Annotated in this window: 10 protein-coding genes; 3 read left to right on the forward strand and 7 right to left on the reverse strand. The window is 64.7% G+C overall.

The window, feature by feature from the left end; genetic code table 11:
- Window positions 1-20: 20 nt before the first annotated feature.
- Window positions 21-3,644, reverse strand: coding sequence for a hydantoinase B/oxoprolinase family protein (locus A7V84_RS02030; protein WP_063492239.1), 3,624 nt, complete (start codon window positions 3,642-3,644; stop codon window positions 21-23).
- Window positions 3,645-3,698: 54 nt separating this feature from the next.
- Window positions 3,699-4,205, reverse strand: coding sequence for a winged helix DNA-binding protein (locus tag A7V84_RS02035; RefSeq protein WP_025516368.1), 507 nt, complete (start codon window positions 4,203-4,205; stop codon window positions 3,699-3,701).
- Between the two features lie 368 nt (window positions 4,206-4,573).
- On the opposite strand from A7V84_RS02035, the gene A7V84_RS02040 reads away from it, so the two are divergent.
- Genes A7V84_RS02040 through A7V84_RS02050 form a run of 3 tightly spaced genes read left to right on the forward strand, consistent with a single transcriptional unit; the run spans window position 4,574 to window position 7,342 of the window.
- Window positions 4,574-5,548: a TRAP transporter substrate-binding protein gene (locus A7V84_RS02040; RefSeq protein ID WP_025516370.1), complete on the forward strand. Its 975-nt coding sequence runs from the start codon at window positions 4,574-4,576 to the stop codon at window positions 5,546-5,548.
- Between the two features lie 5 nt (window positions 5,549-5,553).
- The gene (locus tag A7V84_RS02045) at window positions 5,554-6,054 is read left to right on the forward strand and encodes a TRAP transporter small permease (RefSeq protein ID WP_025516372.1); all 501 of its coding nucleotides are present in this window, start codon (window positions 5,554-5,556) and stop codon (window positions 6,052-6,054) included.
- Window positions 6,047-7,342: a TRAP transporter large permease gene (locus A7V84_RS02050; protein ID WP_025516374.1), complete on the forward strand. Its 1,296-nt coding sequence runs from the start codon at window positions 6,047-6,049 to the stop codon at window positions 7,340-7,342. The genes A7V84_RS02045 and A7V84_RS02050 overlap by 8 nt, the downstream gene beginning before the upstream one ends.
- Before the next feature lie 9 nt (window positions 7,343-7,351).
- Here the strand turns inward: A7V84_RS02050 and A7V84_RS02055 are convergent, their stop codons facing one another.
- The 5 genes from A7V84_RS02055 to A7V84_RS02075 all read right to left on the reverse strand — a co-directional run bounded on the left by A7V84_RS02055 (window position 7,352) and on the right by A7V84_RS02075 (window position 14,974).
- Window positions 7,352-9,247, reverse strand: a complete 1,896-nt coding sequence (locus tag A7V84_RS02055; protein ID WP_231940035.1) for a ShlB/FhaC/HecB family hemolysin secretion/activation protein — start codon at window positions 9,245-9,247, stop codon at window positions 7,352-7,354.
- 170 nt (window positions 9,248-9,417) lie between these two features.
- A complete protein-coding gene (locus tag A7V84_RS02060; RefSeq protein ID WP_157988189.1) occupies window positions 9,418-10,536 on the reverse strand; it encodes a fimbrial protein in 1,119 nt (372 codons plus the stop codon).
- A 94-nt stretch (window positions 10,537-10,630) separates the two neighbouring features.
- Window positions 10,631-11,731 (reverse strand): fimbrial protein, encoded by a 1,101-nt coding sequence (locus tag A7V84_RS02065; protein WP_063492237.1) that lies wholly within the window; start codon window positions 11,729-11,731, stop codon window positions 10,631-10,633.
- Complete coding sequence (locus A7V84_RS02070; RefSeq protein ID WP_231886740.1) at window positions 11,728-14,190, reverse strand: fimbria/pilus outer membrane usher protein; 2,463 nt, start codon at window positions 14,188-14,190, stop codon at window positions 11,728-11,730. The genes A7V84_RS02065 and A7V84_RS02070 overlap by 4 nt, the downstream gene beginning before the upstream one ends.
- A 79-nt stretch (window positions 14,191-14,269) precedes the next feature.
- Window positions 14,270-14,974 (reverse strand): fimbrial biogenesis chaperone, encoded by a 705-nt coding sequence (locus A7V84_RS02075; RefSeq protein ID WP_025516386.1) that lies wholly within the window; start codon window positions 14,972-14,974, stop codon window positions 14,270-14,272.
- Between the last annotated feature and the right edge of the window lie 316 nt (window positions 14,975-15,290).

The following is a 15,290-nucleotide window of genomic DNA, read 5'->3' on the forward strand; positions in this document are numbered from 1 at the left end:
TCGGCGCGGTGGCGTCTGCGTCAGGCTGCGCCGTAGCCCCCGCCGCCAGGGGTTTCCACCACAAAGACATCGCCGGGCTGAAGCTCGGTGCAATCCTGCGGCCCCAAGGCATCGATGCGGCCATCGGCACGCTCGACATAGTTGCGACCGACCAGCCCCGGACTGCCCCCGGCCAGGCCGAACGGCGCATGCAGCCGGTTGTTCGACAGAATGGCCGCCGTCATCGCCTCCAGGAAACGCACCCGGCGCACCCCCCCGTCGCCTCCCCGATAACGCCCTGCCCCACCCGAGCCCTTGCGGATCTCGTACGACTCCAGCCGCACCGGAAAGCGCAGCTCCAGGATCTCGGGGTCGGTCAGGCGCGAGTTGGTCATGTGGGCCTGCACCACCGACGTGCCCGCAAAGCCCGGGTCCTGCGGGCCGGTCCGGTCGATGCGCCGGGGCCCGGCGCCCGTGCCGCCGGAAATGGTTTCGTAGTACTGGTAGCGGGCATTGCCGAAGGTGAAATTGTTCATCGTGCCCTGGCTGGCCGCCAGCACGCCCAGGGCGCCATACAGCGCGTTGACCACGCACATGGACGTCTCCACATTGCCGGCCACCACCGATGCCGGCGGATCGGGCTTGAGCATCGAGCCGTCCGGAATCACGATGTCCAGCGGTTTGAGACAACCTGCGTTAAGCGGGATATCGTCGTCGACCAGGGTGCGGAATACATACAGCACCGCCGCCACCGCGATCGCGCTGGGTGCGTTGAAGTTGTTGTCCAATTGCGCCGAACTGCCCGTGAAATCGACCACCGCGCTGCGGGCCTCGCGGTCGACCCTGACCTGCACGCGGATCACTGCGCCATTGTCCAGCGGATAGCTGTACTCGCCGTCCTTGAGCACCGAGATCACGCGCCGCACGGCCTCTTCGGCATTGTCCTGGACATGCCCCATGTAGGCACGCACGACCTCCAGACCAAAGTGATCGCACATCGCCAGCAGCTCCTGCACCCCCTTTTCGTTGGCAGCGATCTGGGCGTGCAGGTCGGCAATGTTCTGGTCCGGATTGCGTGCCGGCCAGCGGCCCGACGCCAGGATGGCGCGCGCCGCCTCATCGCGGAACTCGCCATCCCTGACCAGTTGGAAGTTGGTGAACAGCACCCCTTCGTCGTCGATGGTGCGCGAGTCGGGGGGCATGGAGCCGGGCGTGGTGCCGCCGATGTCGGCGTGGTGGCCGCGCGAGCCCACATAGAACAGGATATCCCGGCCCTGGCGATCGAACACCGGCGTGATCACGGTGACGTCCGGCAGGTGGGTGCCGCCATGATAGGGGTCGTTGACGACATAGGCGTCACCCGGCCGCATGCGCCCCGCATTGGCCCGCATGACCGTCTTGATCGATTCGCCCATCGACCCGAGATGCACCGGCATGTGCGGCGCATTGGCGATCAGGTTGCCTTCGTCATCGAAGATCGCGCAGGAGAAATCCAGCCGCTCCTTGATGTTGACCGAATAAGCCGTATTCTGCAGCCGGTAGCCCATCTGCTCGGCAATGGACATGAAAAGGTTGTTGAACACCTCAAGCATGACCGGATCGGCCTGGGTGCCCACCGCGCGACGCTGGGCGCGGGCCTGCACGCGCTTGAGCACGAGATGGCCGCGGGTATCGAGCCGAGCCTGCCATCCGGCCTCGACCACTGTGGTCTGATTCGAGTCGGAAATGATCGCGGGTCCGTCCAGCACATCGCCGGCCATCAGATCGTCGCGCACATAGAGCGGCGTATCGTGCCAGGCGCCAGCGCTGTACATGCGCACGGTCTGCCGCGCACTCAGGGGCTGTTCGCGCGGCATCGTGCTCACGGCTTCGCTGATCTGCTGTCCGCCGCCGGTGGCCTCCACCGAAATGGTTTCAACCACCAGCTCGCGGCCCGGCATCAGAAAGGAATAGCGCTGACGATAGGCGGCCTCGAAATCCGCCCGCACCTGCTCCAGTGGCCCGGCGGAGATTTCCAGCGCCGTGTCGGTGCCGCGATACTTGAGATGCAGCCGCCGCGCCACACGCATGGCCTGCGGCTCGACGTGCTGGCGCGTCAGCTCCTCGCAAGCCTGGCCGGCGAGCACATCGAGCTCGCCTTCCAGCTCTTGCAGCAAGGCCGTGCTCAGGACCTGCTCGACGGTCTTCTGCCGCATTTCCGTCTGATCCGCCAGACCCATGCCATAGGCTGACAGCACCCCGCCCAGGGTGTGCGCGAACACCGTGGTCATACCCAGCGCATCGGCAACCAGGCAGGCATGCTGCCCCCCGGCGCCGCCGAAGGTGGTGAGCGTGTATTCCGTGACATCGTGGCCGCGCTGCACAGAAATGCGTTTGATGGCCTCGGCCATGCTGCCGACCGCGATTTCCAGGAAACCTTCCGCCAATTGCTCCGGCGTCATGCTGCGCCCGGTGGCGGCGCCGACCTCATCGGCCAGCGCCTCGAAGCGGGTGCGCACCACCTCGGCATCCAGCGGCTGATCGGCCTGGGGCCCGAAGACGCTGGGGAAAAATGCCGGCTGTATCTTGCCCAGCAGCACGTTGCAGTCGGTCACGGCCAGCGGACCGCCGCGTCGATAGCAGGCCGGCCCCGGGTTGGCGCCGGCCGAATCCGGGCCCACGCGCAGCCGCGAACCATCGAAATGCAGGATGGAGCCGCCACCCGCAGCCACGGTATGGATGCTCATCATCGGCGCGCGCATGCGCACGCCCGCCACCAGCGTTTCAAACTCGCGTTCGAACTCGCCGGCGTAGTGCGACACATCGGTGGACGTACCCCCCATGTCAAAACCGATCACCTGCCCGAAGCCGGCCAGGGCGCTGCTGCGCGCCATGCCCACGATGCCGCCGGCCGGACCCGACAGGATGGCATCCTTGCCCCGAAAGCGATGGGCATCGGTCAGGCCGCCGTTGGATTGCATGAACATCAGGCGGATGCCGGGCAGCTCGGCGGCCACCTGCTCCACATAACGTCTCAGAATCGGCGACAGATAGGCGTCCACCACCGTGGTGTCGCCGCGCGACACGAACTTGATAAGGGGGCTGGTCTCGTAAGAGGCCGATACCTGCGAGAAACCGGCCGCGCGGGCCAGCTCGGCGGCGCGCGCTTCGTGCTGCGGATTCTTCCATGCATGCATGAACACGATGGCGGCAGTGCGAAAGCCCTGCGCATAAGCTTGCGCAAGCGCGCGCTGCAAAGCCGCCTCATCGAGCGCCTGCACCATCTCGCCGGCCGCATCCAGCCGCTCGTCGGCCTCGATCACGTCGTCATAGAGCATTTCCGGCAGCAGCACTTCGCGGTCGAACAAGCGCGGCCGGTTCTGATAGGCAATGCGCAGCGCATCGCGCATGCCGCGTGTGGTGACCAGCACGGTGCGCTCGCCCTTGCGTTCGAGCAAGGCGTTGGTGGCGACCGTCGTGCCCATTTTCACGCACTCGACCTGATCGGCAGGCACAGGCTGGCCTGGCGCCAGGCCGAGGAGCTTGCGAATGCCGGCGACGGCGGCATCCCGATACTGCTCGGGGTTTTCCGAGAGCATTTTGGCTGTCACCAGCGCCCCGTCGGGGCGGCGGCCGACAATGTCGGTAAACGTGCCCCCACGATCGATCCAGAATTGCCACTTCATAGAAACCTCTAGCGAAGTAAAAATCGGCCCGGCGCGCCCCTGCGCCCGGCGCCCTTACAGCGAAGTCGCGGCCCGCGCCGCCTGGTCGTACAGGCCGGACAGGGCACGCAGGGTATTGGCCAGCTGGCGGGTGAACTCCAGACTGCCGGCGCTGGCCTCAAGGCCCTCCAGCAGGCATTGCTCGCGGATCACGCCATAGCGCTTGATATGTTCGGCGCCCAGTTCGGTGACGCCGTAGAAGACTTCCTTGCCGTTGCGCTCGCCTCGCACCACGCCCAATCGCTCCAGCTTCTTAAGGGCGTAGCTGACGATATGCGTGTCTTCGACATTGAGCGTGAAGCAGATATCGGCGAGTTTCTTGGAGCGCTGGCGGTGATAGACGTGGTGCAGCACCATCACATCGGTCGCGGTCAGCTCGGGCAGGCCAGCCGCCGCCATGCAGCGCACGGTCCAGCGGTCGAAGGCATGGCTGGCGATCATCAGGCCGAACTCCACCTCCGAGAGATCCGGGGCACGCCCGGCTGCCAAATGGGCCGATGAGGCGATCAGATTGGTTTTCAAGGCGCTCTCCCGAGTGAATTTCAGCGTGGAAATACTAATGATTTATCGATAATTTCTCAATGAAAAACCTTTTTATTTACCGATAAAAAGAAAAGGGTTTTCCCCAATCGTGCAAACCCCCCGTCCGTCGCGAAAATGCGCAACGTCCACGACACAGGTTTTTCCGCCGCATGCGCATCGTTTTCCCGGACAAGGCAGCCCCCAGAGACATGGCGCAGTGCGGCCACGCACCACCCCTGGGACTTACCCGAACAACGGGTTTCCTCTGGCCCGGCCGCAAAACCGCAATCGTAGAATCCAACAGGTCGAAAGCCACATATCGCGGCGCTTTCGCTCCCCCATCACTACGTCAACAAGAGGGATACACCATGTACAAGAAGCTCAGCCTGCTTGCCGGCAGCGTCCTGCTTGCCTTCGGCGCCAGCGCCCAGGCTCAGACCAAATGGGATCTGCCCACGGCCTATCCGGCCAGCAATCTGCATGTCGAAAACCTCGTTGATTTCGTCAAAGACGTGGACGCTCTGTCAGGCGGCAAGCTCAAAATCACGCTGCACAACAATGCGTCGCTGTACAAGGCGCCGGAAATCAAGCGAGCGGTCCAGGGCAACCAGGCCCAGATCGGCGAGATCCTGCTGACCAACTTTGCCAACGAGGCGCCCATCTACGAGCTCGACGGCCTGCCTTTCCTCGCTACGGGCTACGACGCCTCATTCAAGCTCTATCAGGCCCAGAAACCCTTTCTTGAAAAGCAGCTCAACAAGCAGGGCATGACGCTGCTGTATGCGGTGGCGTGGCCGCCGCAAGGCATCTTCGCCAACCGCGACATCAAGGAGGTGGGCGACATGAAGGGCCTGAAATGGCGCGCCTACAGCCCGGTCACGGCCAAGATCGCCGAACTGGTCGGCGCGCAGCCTGTCACGGTGCAACAGGCCGAACTGGCCCAGGCCATGGCCACGGGCGTGATCGATTCGTATATGTCGTCCGGCTCCACCGGCTACGACACCAAGACCTACGAGTACATCAAAAAGTTCTATGACACCGAGGCATGGCTGCCCAAGAACGCTGTCGTGGTCAACAAGAAGGCTTTCGACGCGCTGGACGCCCCGACCCAGCAGGCGCTGTTGAAAGCCGGCGCCCAGGCAGAGGCTCGTGGCTGGAAGCTCTCCCAGGACAAGAACAGCTGGTACAAAGAGCAGCTGAGCAAGAACGGCATGGAAATCATCAAGCCCACGCCGCAGCTCACCGAGGGCCTGGACAAGATCGGCAAGCGCATGCTTGAAGACTGGCTCAAGAAGGCAGGCCCCGACGGCCAGGCCATGATCGACGCCTATCGCAAGCCCTGAGCAGCATGCGCCGTTTCCTGGATACCCTGTACGGCGCGGCCGGCCTGCTGGCCGGCCTGAGCACCGTGGGTGTGCTGCTGTCCGTGCTGGCCGCCATCGTGGCGCGCCAGCTCGGCATGAACATTCCCGGCACCGACGCCTATGCCGGTTATTTCATGGCCGCCGCCGGCTTTCTGGCGCTGGCCAGTACGTTCAAGCATGGCGAGCACATCCGCGTCACCCTGGTGCTCAATGCACTGCAACCGGCCAATCGTCGCCGTCTGGACATCGTCGCGCTTGCGGTGGCGACCGTACTGGCCGCGGCCTTCGCCTTTTTCAGCATCAAGCTCACGCACGACTCCTGGGCCTACAACGACATCTCCACCTCCAACGACGCCACGCCGCTCTGGATTCCCCAGACAGCCATGGCCGTGGGCACCGTGCTGTTCTTCATTGCCTTGCTTGATGAACTGATCCGCCGGCTGTGCGGACACGCCGCCGCCACCTCGCAGCAAACCCATGAATGAAATCCTCGTCATCACCATGCTGGTTGTCTCCATCTTCGCCTTGCTGGCGGGAGGAGTCTGGGTCGGGCTGACATTGGCCGGCACCGCCTGGATCGGCATGGAGATCTTCTCCAGCCGTCCGGCCGGCGACGCCATGGCCGTCACGATCTGGGGCGCGGCCTCGAGCTGGACGCTCACCGCCCTGCCCTTGTTCCTGTGGATGGGAGAGATTCTGTTCCGGACGCGGCTGTCAGAAGATCTTTTCAAAGGGCTCGCCCCCTGGCTCAACCGCCTGCCCGGCCGCCTGCTGCACACCAACGTGATCGGGTGCGCGATCTTTGCGGCCGTCTCGGGCTCCTCGGCGGCCACCTGCGCGACCGTGGGCAAGATGACCATTCCGGAGCTCAAGCGCCGGGGCTATCCCGAATCCAAGATTCTCGGCACGCTGTCCGGGGCAGGCACGCTGGGCCTGCTGATCCCGCCTTCCATCATCATGATCGTCTATGGGGTCGCTGCCGATGTCTCGATTGCCCGGCTCTTCATGGCGGGCGTCATCCCGGGCATGATGCTGGCCCTGCTGTTCATGGGCTATATCGCGTGGTGGGCCATCCGCAATCCGAAGGAAGTGCCCGAGGCCGACCCGGCCATGTCGTTGCGCCAGAAGCTGGCGCAATCCCGCCACCTCATTCCGGTCGTGCTGCTCATTGCGGCCGTGCTGGGCTCGATCTATACGGGCATCGCCACGGCCACCGAGGCGGCAGCCGTCGGCGTGGTTGGCGCCCTGGCCCTATCGGCCCTGCAGGGCTCGCTCAATCGCAGCAGTTTCATGCAGTCCTTGCTGGGCGCCACCCGGCTGTATTGCATGATCGCGCTCATTCTGGCTGGCGCTCAGTTCCTGACGCTGGCCATGGGCTATATCGGCCTGCCACGAGCGCTGGCCGAATGGATCGGTACACTCGGTCTGTCGCGCTTTGGCCTGATCATCGCGCTGATGCTGTTCTTCATCGTTCTGGGCTGCTTTCTGGACGGCATTTCCATCGTGGTGCTGACCATGGGCGTGCTGCTGCCCACCGTGCAGGCTGCGGGCATCGACCTGATCTGGTTCGGCATTTTCATCGTGTTCGTGGTGGAAATGGCCCAGATCACGCCGCCGATCGGGTTCAACCTGTTTGTGCTCGCCGGCATGAGCGGGCGCCAACTGCCTTACATCGCCCGGGTCTCGCTGCCCATGTTTTTCCTGATGACCCTCGGCGTACTGTTGCTCTATTGTTTCCCGGCCATCGCCACCTGGCTGCCGCGGCAGATGTAGGCTGGCGGCTCAAAAGCTGAGCGTGGTGTTCAGATACCAGACCGGCGTCTTGCCCCTGCCCTCGGCGGCCAGCAGCGGTTTGCTGTAGGTCGCCGAGAAGCTCAGCAAAGGCGTGCTCAGCCGCAGCCCGATGGCCGCGCCCGCCATCTTCTGGCTGCGGCTGTCCTTCGCGTTGTTGTACAACATGCCCACATCGAGCCCGACGAAGGGAGCCAGGCGCGCCTGGCCGCCTGCGAACCACGGCAGGTTCAAGGGAAGCGTCACGGTGTTGGACAGATAGAAACCCCGGTCGCCGCTTTGCAGCGAATGGCGGTTGTACCCCCGGACGGTGTACTCATCGCCCAGGGTGAGCTGGTAACTATTGAGCAGGATCTGGCGCGAGTACTGAAACCCCAGTTGCGATTGCACCGTCAGAAACTGCCCGCCTGGGGCGAAGCTGGCTTGCCACGACAGCACGCCGTTCACGCGCGAGACATGGCCCCGGGGTTCGACCTCATCAAACGCGGCATACTGGCCTTGGTTGATGTTAAGCCCCCGGTTCCAGGAAAGGTCGACAAACCCCGCATGCCGCCCGAATTGCTTGCTCCACTGGAGCCCCAGCGTGGCATCGCTGTAGTGCTTGCTGCTGACTTCCAGCCGCGTACCGGCCAGGTAGTTCTTGTTCTGGCGGGTTTTCAAAGCGCCGTAGAAACTCAGCTGGCTGGTGGCGTCGCGGAATACGGTTCGGGTCACGCGCAGCCCCACGCTGCGGGAATTGCCCGCCGATTGATAGCTCAGGCCCCCGCTGCGCAGCAGGTTCTTGTATGAGTTGTAGCCGGCCTGCAGATCGATGCGCGTATAACCCAGGGGCAGGCGCAACGCCATGTCATATGACTGCTCGCCATCGTGAACGCGGTCGGCGTACCAGCGTCGGCTGGTGAACAGGGTCAGCGTATCGTTCCAGCCCAGCAGATCGCCGAAGCCCAGCGTCAGGTTGTACTTGTCCCGGCCCTGCGCCGGCACGCCGAAGCCCGAATTATCCCGTCCGAGCGAAGCCTGCATCCAGGCATTGCGCTGCACCGAGAGATTCAGATAGGAATCGCCCAGGGTGTCTGCCGGCTCGATCGCGACGGTCACCCGCTTGAAGCCGTTGTTCATGGCCTCGATCGCCTGATCGATATCGCGGATGTTCAGGATGGCATTGCGCCAGTTCGGCATGGCCCAGCCCACCATGGAAAACTCGCGCCAGCTGCTGATCGGCCTCCCGTCGATGCGCCAACCCTTGATCCTGCCCCAGTTGACCCGCAGCTTCAGCCGCCCCGCCACCACAGCCGGCTGACCCAGGGAGATATTGGAAGTCACGTAGCCCCGCTCGTAGAGTTCGGCGGTCAGGGCGCGCACCAGCTCGAACACGCCCTGGTTGTCGAGCGGGCGATCCAGATAAGCGGCCGACTTGCGCGCCACATTGAACAGCGGTCGCTGACCGCTGAAATCCAGGTCGACGCCGGTCAGCGTCACGGTATGGCCGCCTTTGCCCTGCGCGGGCGCGGGTGGCGCGGGCGGCGGGACCAGCGGCGTGCCCGGCGGCGCGGTCAGCGCCCGTTCGATATCCTGCTGTTGCTGGCGACGCTCCAGCAGCTGCTGCCCCAGGTTCAGGTCGCGTTGGCCCGGCGTGATCGGCAACTGACCCAGGGGTGGCGGCAGGCGCGGCGCCAGCGGGCCGCTGGCTCGCGGCCCGGCACCGGCAGGCAGGCCCTGATGGCCGGGCGCCGCGGCGGGGGTAGCCAGCGGCGCCATTCCCGGCTTGGCAGCCGGCCGGTGCTGCGCCTCGGCCGGCAGGGCTGCCAACCCCAAGCAGACAAGCAAACCGGCCCGCATCGCGGGGCGAAACAGGGCGGCATGGGATCGAAGCTTCGGCTCAGTCATGGCCTGGAGTCTTGAAGGGACGGTCTGAGCCGGGCGCGCTCGTGGGGCACGAGGCGTCATGCTCATGCCCACGCCTTGCGGTGGACGGGGCCCGCGACCAGGCGAGCAGGCCCCAGGGCCCTCCCGGCCGTCGGCACAGGCGAGCCCCGTTGCCGGGGTCGACGCGGTTTTCACTCATACTGGAAGGTCACCGTGAAACCCACGGTCAGGCGACCGGGCCGCACGGTTGCGGCAGTCTGGTAGTAGCGTGCCCGCAGAGGAACGGCGAACGCCGTATTGCCGCTTTCACCCACATTGGCTTCGTTCAGGGTCATGGCGTTGTCGAAGTTCCAGGGCGTATCGCCCGAGGCGCCCGACAGCAACTGGATACCCATTCCGCCCGCGCCCGCCGTGGTCCCGCTGGTAGCAGCAGGCTGCCCGACGCCCACGCCCGAGGTGAAGGGGTTGTTGGCATTGATCGACAGCTTCACCAGGGTGGTGCCCTGGCAGTTCACCTGCAGGTTGAAGGACTTCATGGCCTCAGAGGTCGAGCCAACCCCCGTGAAGGAAGACCGCGGCGTCTTGGGCAGGGTTTCGTGCAGCGACCCCAGCGAGCAGCCGGACACATTGATCTTCAAGGGCGCCGAGCCGATGCCCAGCATCATGCTGATGGGCGTGGTCAGGATCAGGCGCTTCTTGGCAGGATCGTAGTAATCCACATACCAGTCCACATTGAATATGTCGGTGTAGTTGCTCAGGTAGAAAACGCCCGACTCGGTCGAGGGCTTCACCTTGACGGCCTGATAGCTCAACATCGTATTGGCCGGGAAAACCGACACTTTGCTGCCGTCGAAGAAATAAAGCACCAGGCCGGCCTCCTTGGAAGCGTGGCCGATGACGATATCCTCTTCCGAACCGGTCAACGCCACGCCGTTGGCGCTCACCAGCTTGAGGCCCACCCCGATGCGGTCCGTGATATCGGGCAGCGACAGCACATAACCGACGCTAGACTCCACCTTGCTGAAGCGCGCGTTCGGGCGCAGCACCATAGTGAGGCCCTTCTCGTCGTTCCACGCCGCCGCCTCTTCTTCATTGCCGACGTCATACTCGCAGCTGTTCCTGACAAACCCGCTGGTCGTGACCATCCGGCCCAGCAGGGTGCCTACGGGCGTGCTGGGCGTGACCCGCGCCTCGCCCCGGATATTGGGGATCTCTCCACTGGCGCAGACCGCGGTCGCCGCTGCCGCCGGGGCGACCGCCGCCAGGCTGGCCGCAAGCAGCCACAATGACCAGCTGGTGCGCCGCCTCACGCCAAGGGCCCGGGATGCCCAGATCGCGGGGAGAAAACCAGGGTTTGTCTGATTGCGGTCAGGCTTCGCATCGACGCGAAGCCTCGTTTGCCATTCACTCATATTCGAGCGTCGCCGTGAAGCCGACGCTCAGCCCGCCTGGGCGAACCGTATCGTCGGTTTGGTAATAACGCGCCCACAGGGGCACGTTGAAAGTCCTGTTTACGCCCTCGCCGACATTGGCCTCGCCCAGCAGGATGCGACGGTCGAAATCCCAGGCGGTCTTGGTGGTGCCGTCCGACAACAGCTGAATGCCGACCCCCTGCGACAGCCCCTCGCCGCTGCCGGTGGGCAGACCCACGCCCTGCGCGTCGCTATAGCGTTTGTTCGGGCTGATGGACAGATTGACCGTGCCGGTGCCGTAGCAGGTGACCGGCAGGCTCAGCGCCTTTTCATCCGAGACTGTGCCCCGCGCGCGAAAATCCGCGCGCGGCTTCTTGGGCAAGGTCTCCCGCAAGCTGCCCAATGAGCACCCGGAAACATTCAGCTTCAGCCCCCCGATGCCCAGGATCATGCCGACCGGAGTGGTTGCCACCAGACGCCGGTCGGCGGTGTCGTAATCGACGTACCAGTCGACCTCGAACAGGTCCGGGTAGTTGCTGACATAGAAGACCCCGGACGTCTTGCCCTCCTTGACCTTGATGGCCTGGTACTGGATGTTGGTGTTGGCCGGAAACACCTGGACATTGCTGCCATTGAAAAAATACTGCACCACATCGTCTGTCTTCGGGCTATGGCCGATGACGATTTCCGTCGCATCGGCGCTGATCGGCTTGCCGTTGCTGCTGACCAGCCGCAAGCCCACCCCGATCCGATCCGTAAGGCCGGGCAAGGCCAGCACAAAACCATAGGGGTTCTCCACCTTCGGATGGCGCGCATTGGGGCGCAGCACCATCGTCACGGATTTCTCGAAGCTCCAGGCGGCCGCCTCGGTCTCGTCACCCACGTCGTACTCGCAGGAACCCGTCACAAAGGAAGAGCTGGAGGTCAGATTGCCCAGCGGCGCGCCCAGCGGGGTGGCGGGAGTCACGCGCGCCTCGCCCTGGACATTGAGGATCCGTCCCGAACCGCAATTGGCAGTCTGGGCCATGACGGGTCCGCAACCCAGGGCCAGCCCCAGCCACAGGTAGAGGCCCCAGCCATGGAGACCGCTCATGACGGCCCCCCGCAGCGCAGCGGGATCAGCGGGACCCTGCCCTCGCCCCGGGCCCCATCGCCCTGCAGGCGATAAGGCACGCGGCATGATTCGCCATTCGTGAAGCGCAGGATCAGTACGCCCTGATCGGTGACGCCGCGCAGCAGGGCGCGCCCGCCCTGCCCGATGGTGCCGATGATGGTGCCGTCCTGGTCGTGAATGGGCGTGCCGAAAGGCAGACGCGCGCGATCCTCCGGCCCGATCACCAGCAAGGCCGCCCGCTCGCGCTTCGTTTTGAAGACCAGCGGCACCACGGCGCCGGCGCGCGGGATCGCCTCCTCGGTGGTGGACTGCAACTCGACATCCAGAGAGAGGTTTTCGGGCGAGATCTGCACCTCGTTGACCGAGTATGGCGACAAGGAAACCAGGCCGTAGCCATTGCCATCCAGCTTGGCGTTGCCCATATTGGCGATGGTGGCCCCGCCGGCGTCGCGTGCCTCGATCAGCCCGATGCTGTCAGGCAGCGTCTGGCCCAGGGTGACCCCACCGCCGTGGATCACCAATCCGCCATTGCCGTTGACCGACCATTGGGTCGTCTCGCCCTGGCGGCTGGCGGCGGCCGACACGTAGCCGTAGCGCCCCACGTAGGAGGCGTTCAGCCCGTAGCCTTGCTGGCGCTGCGCATCGCGCGTGATGTCCAGCCCATAAGAGAGCGCGCGATTGCGTCCCACGGTGTTGTCATAGGAAATCCGCTCGGTGCGGCCCCGACCGGAGTCCTGCAGCACGGTACTGCGCAATACGCCGCCCGTTTTCCAGCCGGACAGGGGAATGGACAGGTTCAACATCACCTGACGCCCGGACCCGAAACCGCCCTGGCTGGCCGAGGCCGTCACGGACACCGTCACGCCCTGCACCCGGGTCGAATAACCTACCTGCCATTGGGTCTGGCGCGGCGCGGCATGCCAGTAATTGCGCAGGGACCCCGAGAGGTACACACTGCCCCAGCGCCCCAGGGGCTGGGACATCGACAGATTGAACTCCCCGCGCGGGCGTCCCGGCCGTACATCGGAGAAGCGCCCCGACAGCGCATCGTTCAGGGTCCAGAACCCCTCGGACGAATAACGCACCGTCGCAAGCCGAACCACGGTGCGGGTGGCGCTGACGGTCTTGGTGTACGACAGGCGGTAACTCACGCCCCAGGAAGCCGGCTCGCCCCGCCGCCGCGCCCGGGCCCAGCTGCTGTCCAGGCTGACCGCCCCCACTGGCGTGTTGAAGCCGGCCCCGATGGACACGGCGCCGTATTGGCTGCCCGCGGCCAGCACCCCGCCGTACAGATTGGCATACTCCTGCACGCCCCAGCGCGCCGTCGCCTGGCCCATCCAGGGTTTCAGGCCGCCGCGCGGGCCGGGATCGTAGCGCCCGGCACTGAGGGAGTACTGCAACTGCCCCTTTCGTATCAGCCGCACGGCATTACCGAACGGCACCGTATAGCGTTGCTCGGAACCATCGGCCTCGGTGATCACCAGGGTCAGGTCGCCGCCATAGCCTATCGGTGAATAGTCGTCGATGGCGAAAGGCCCAGGCGCCACGCGGCCCTGGTAGATGACGGTCTGGCCCTGCAGGATCTGTACCGTCGCCTGAGAGTTCGCCACCCCACGCACGGTGGGACGATACAGCCGCTCGGAATAAGGCAGCATGGCCGGATCGGTCGACAGCATGACGCCCTGCAGACGGTAGGCGCTGAAGTACTCGGCCCCCGTATACAGCTGGCCCATGACCAGCCGCGCGCGCCAGGACGGGATATCGGTCTGCAGCGTCGTGCGCTGGGAGCGGAACTGGCGTCGCCCCTGGCTCTGGCTGAAGTAGGCGCTGTTGCGCAAGAACCAGCCACCGACATTCAGGCCGCTGTCCAGCAAGGCGTTGAATGAGGAAAACTGCACCCCGCGCGAGGCAAAACGTTGATAGCTGTAGCTGTAGTTGTTGCGAAACGCGGTGATGCCGCTTTGCCACTGGTCAGGCGAGACATCCTGATAGGCGCTGTACTGGATGAAGGCCTGCGGCACGCTGATCAGCAGTTGGCTGGCCGAGAAGTCGTATTGCTCCAGGCTGCCGGGATAGAGCGCCTTGACGCCCAGGCACTGCCCGGCCGCCATGCGTTCGCGCAAGGCCGGGGCCAGCACGGCGAGCTTAACGCCCAGCCTTTGCCATTGCTCCTGGGTGAAGCAGGCGTGGGCATCGGTGAGCGGCGCGTCATCCGCAGCGGAAACAAACTGCACCGGCATGGAGATGCCGCGGCGTTCATTGACGACCACTTCGACATAGTGGCGGCCCGCCTCCAGGACGTTGCGACGGGTAAACCGCTCCACGTCGGCGCGACTGGCCGCCCCCCACAGCATCATGGGATCGAATTGGGCCTCGGCGTAGGCGGGAGCCTGAGCCGCAGAGGCCTCGCATGCCAGCACGCTGGCCAGGGCTGCCACCAGGGGAGACAGTCGCCACCACCTGCGACGAGACAGGGAACTGCCCTGGGTAAACACGGCAGGCGCGGGGCGGTGCAGGTCAGCGGGCCGCGATGGTTTTTTCGAAGAAATAGATCGCACCCAGATCACTGATGGCCGCATAGCGCACCTGTTTCGGCGCCCCCGGACCCGCCTCCAGCACCTGGCTGGAGAACGGCGCCAGCATGGTCGCAGGCAGTTTGTGCGTTGGAGCGTTGTCCGGCCCGAAACTCAGGTCGCGCACGTTGATGTAATACGGCGTGGGATTGCGCACCGTGACCTTGCCCCCTGGCGCCGCCTCGAACACCAGTTGCGACAACGAGCCCTCGGCCGTGCCGGGAAGGCTGGCCGGCCGGTAGAACATCTTCAGGCGCGAGCGCACGCTGATCTGCATAACGGCCCCGACATCCTCGCCTGCCTCCTGCTTGGGCGGAACGTCCAGCACATTCAGCCAGAACAGGGTTTCGCGATCGGTGGGCAGGGTCTTCTTGGGATCGCCATAGCCGGTGAAGAAAATCCGCAGGGCCTGCCCCTTGCCGGGCTCCACCCGCGCCAGGGGTGGCGTGATGAAAAAAGGCACATCCAGCTGATCCGGCGTGGCACGCGGCTGGCCGTCATCGATCCAGGCCTGCATGAGCGAAGGGGAAGCCCCCTCGTTGGTCATTTTGACGACCACTTCGGGCACGTTGGAGGGATAGATCACCCGCGTGCCTTCGATGACCAGGCTGGCCTGTGCCGCCGGGACACTCAGACAGGCCAACAGCATGGCCAGCCCGCCACGCCAGGAGCTGAAACGGAAAAAAAACCGGCGCCATGCTGACGCCCCGATCGGCAAAGAGGAAATGACCAGCCAGGCACGCCCGTAGGAGAAGCAAGGCTTACAGAGAAGAAGACGTGACATGCGGGATGACAAACATGAGGGGACGGAGCTCTTGCGGCGGGGGGCAATGGCCGATGCCTTTATGACAAACGTAATAAAAACTACTTTAGGCACCCGGCACCAAAATCGCTGCCGGCCAAAGCCCACGAGCTTGCAGGAAACCTCTCTACCGCCAGCCCCGCACAGTTTGAACGGGGCCGGC

Source organism: Bordetella trematum, from assembly GCF_900078335.1.
Classification (GTDB): Bacteria; Pseudomonadota; Gammaproteobacteria; order Burkholderiales; family Burkholderiaceae_B; genus Bordetella; species Bordetella trematum.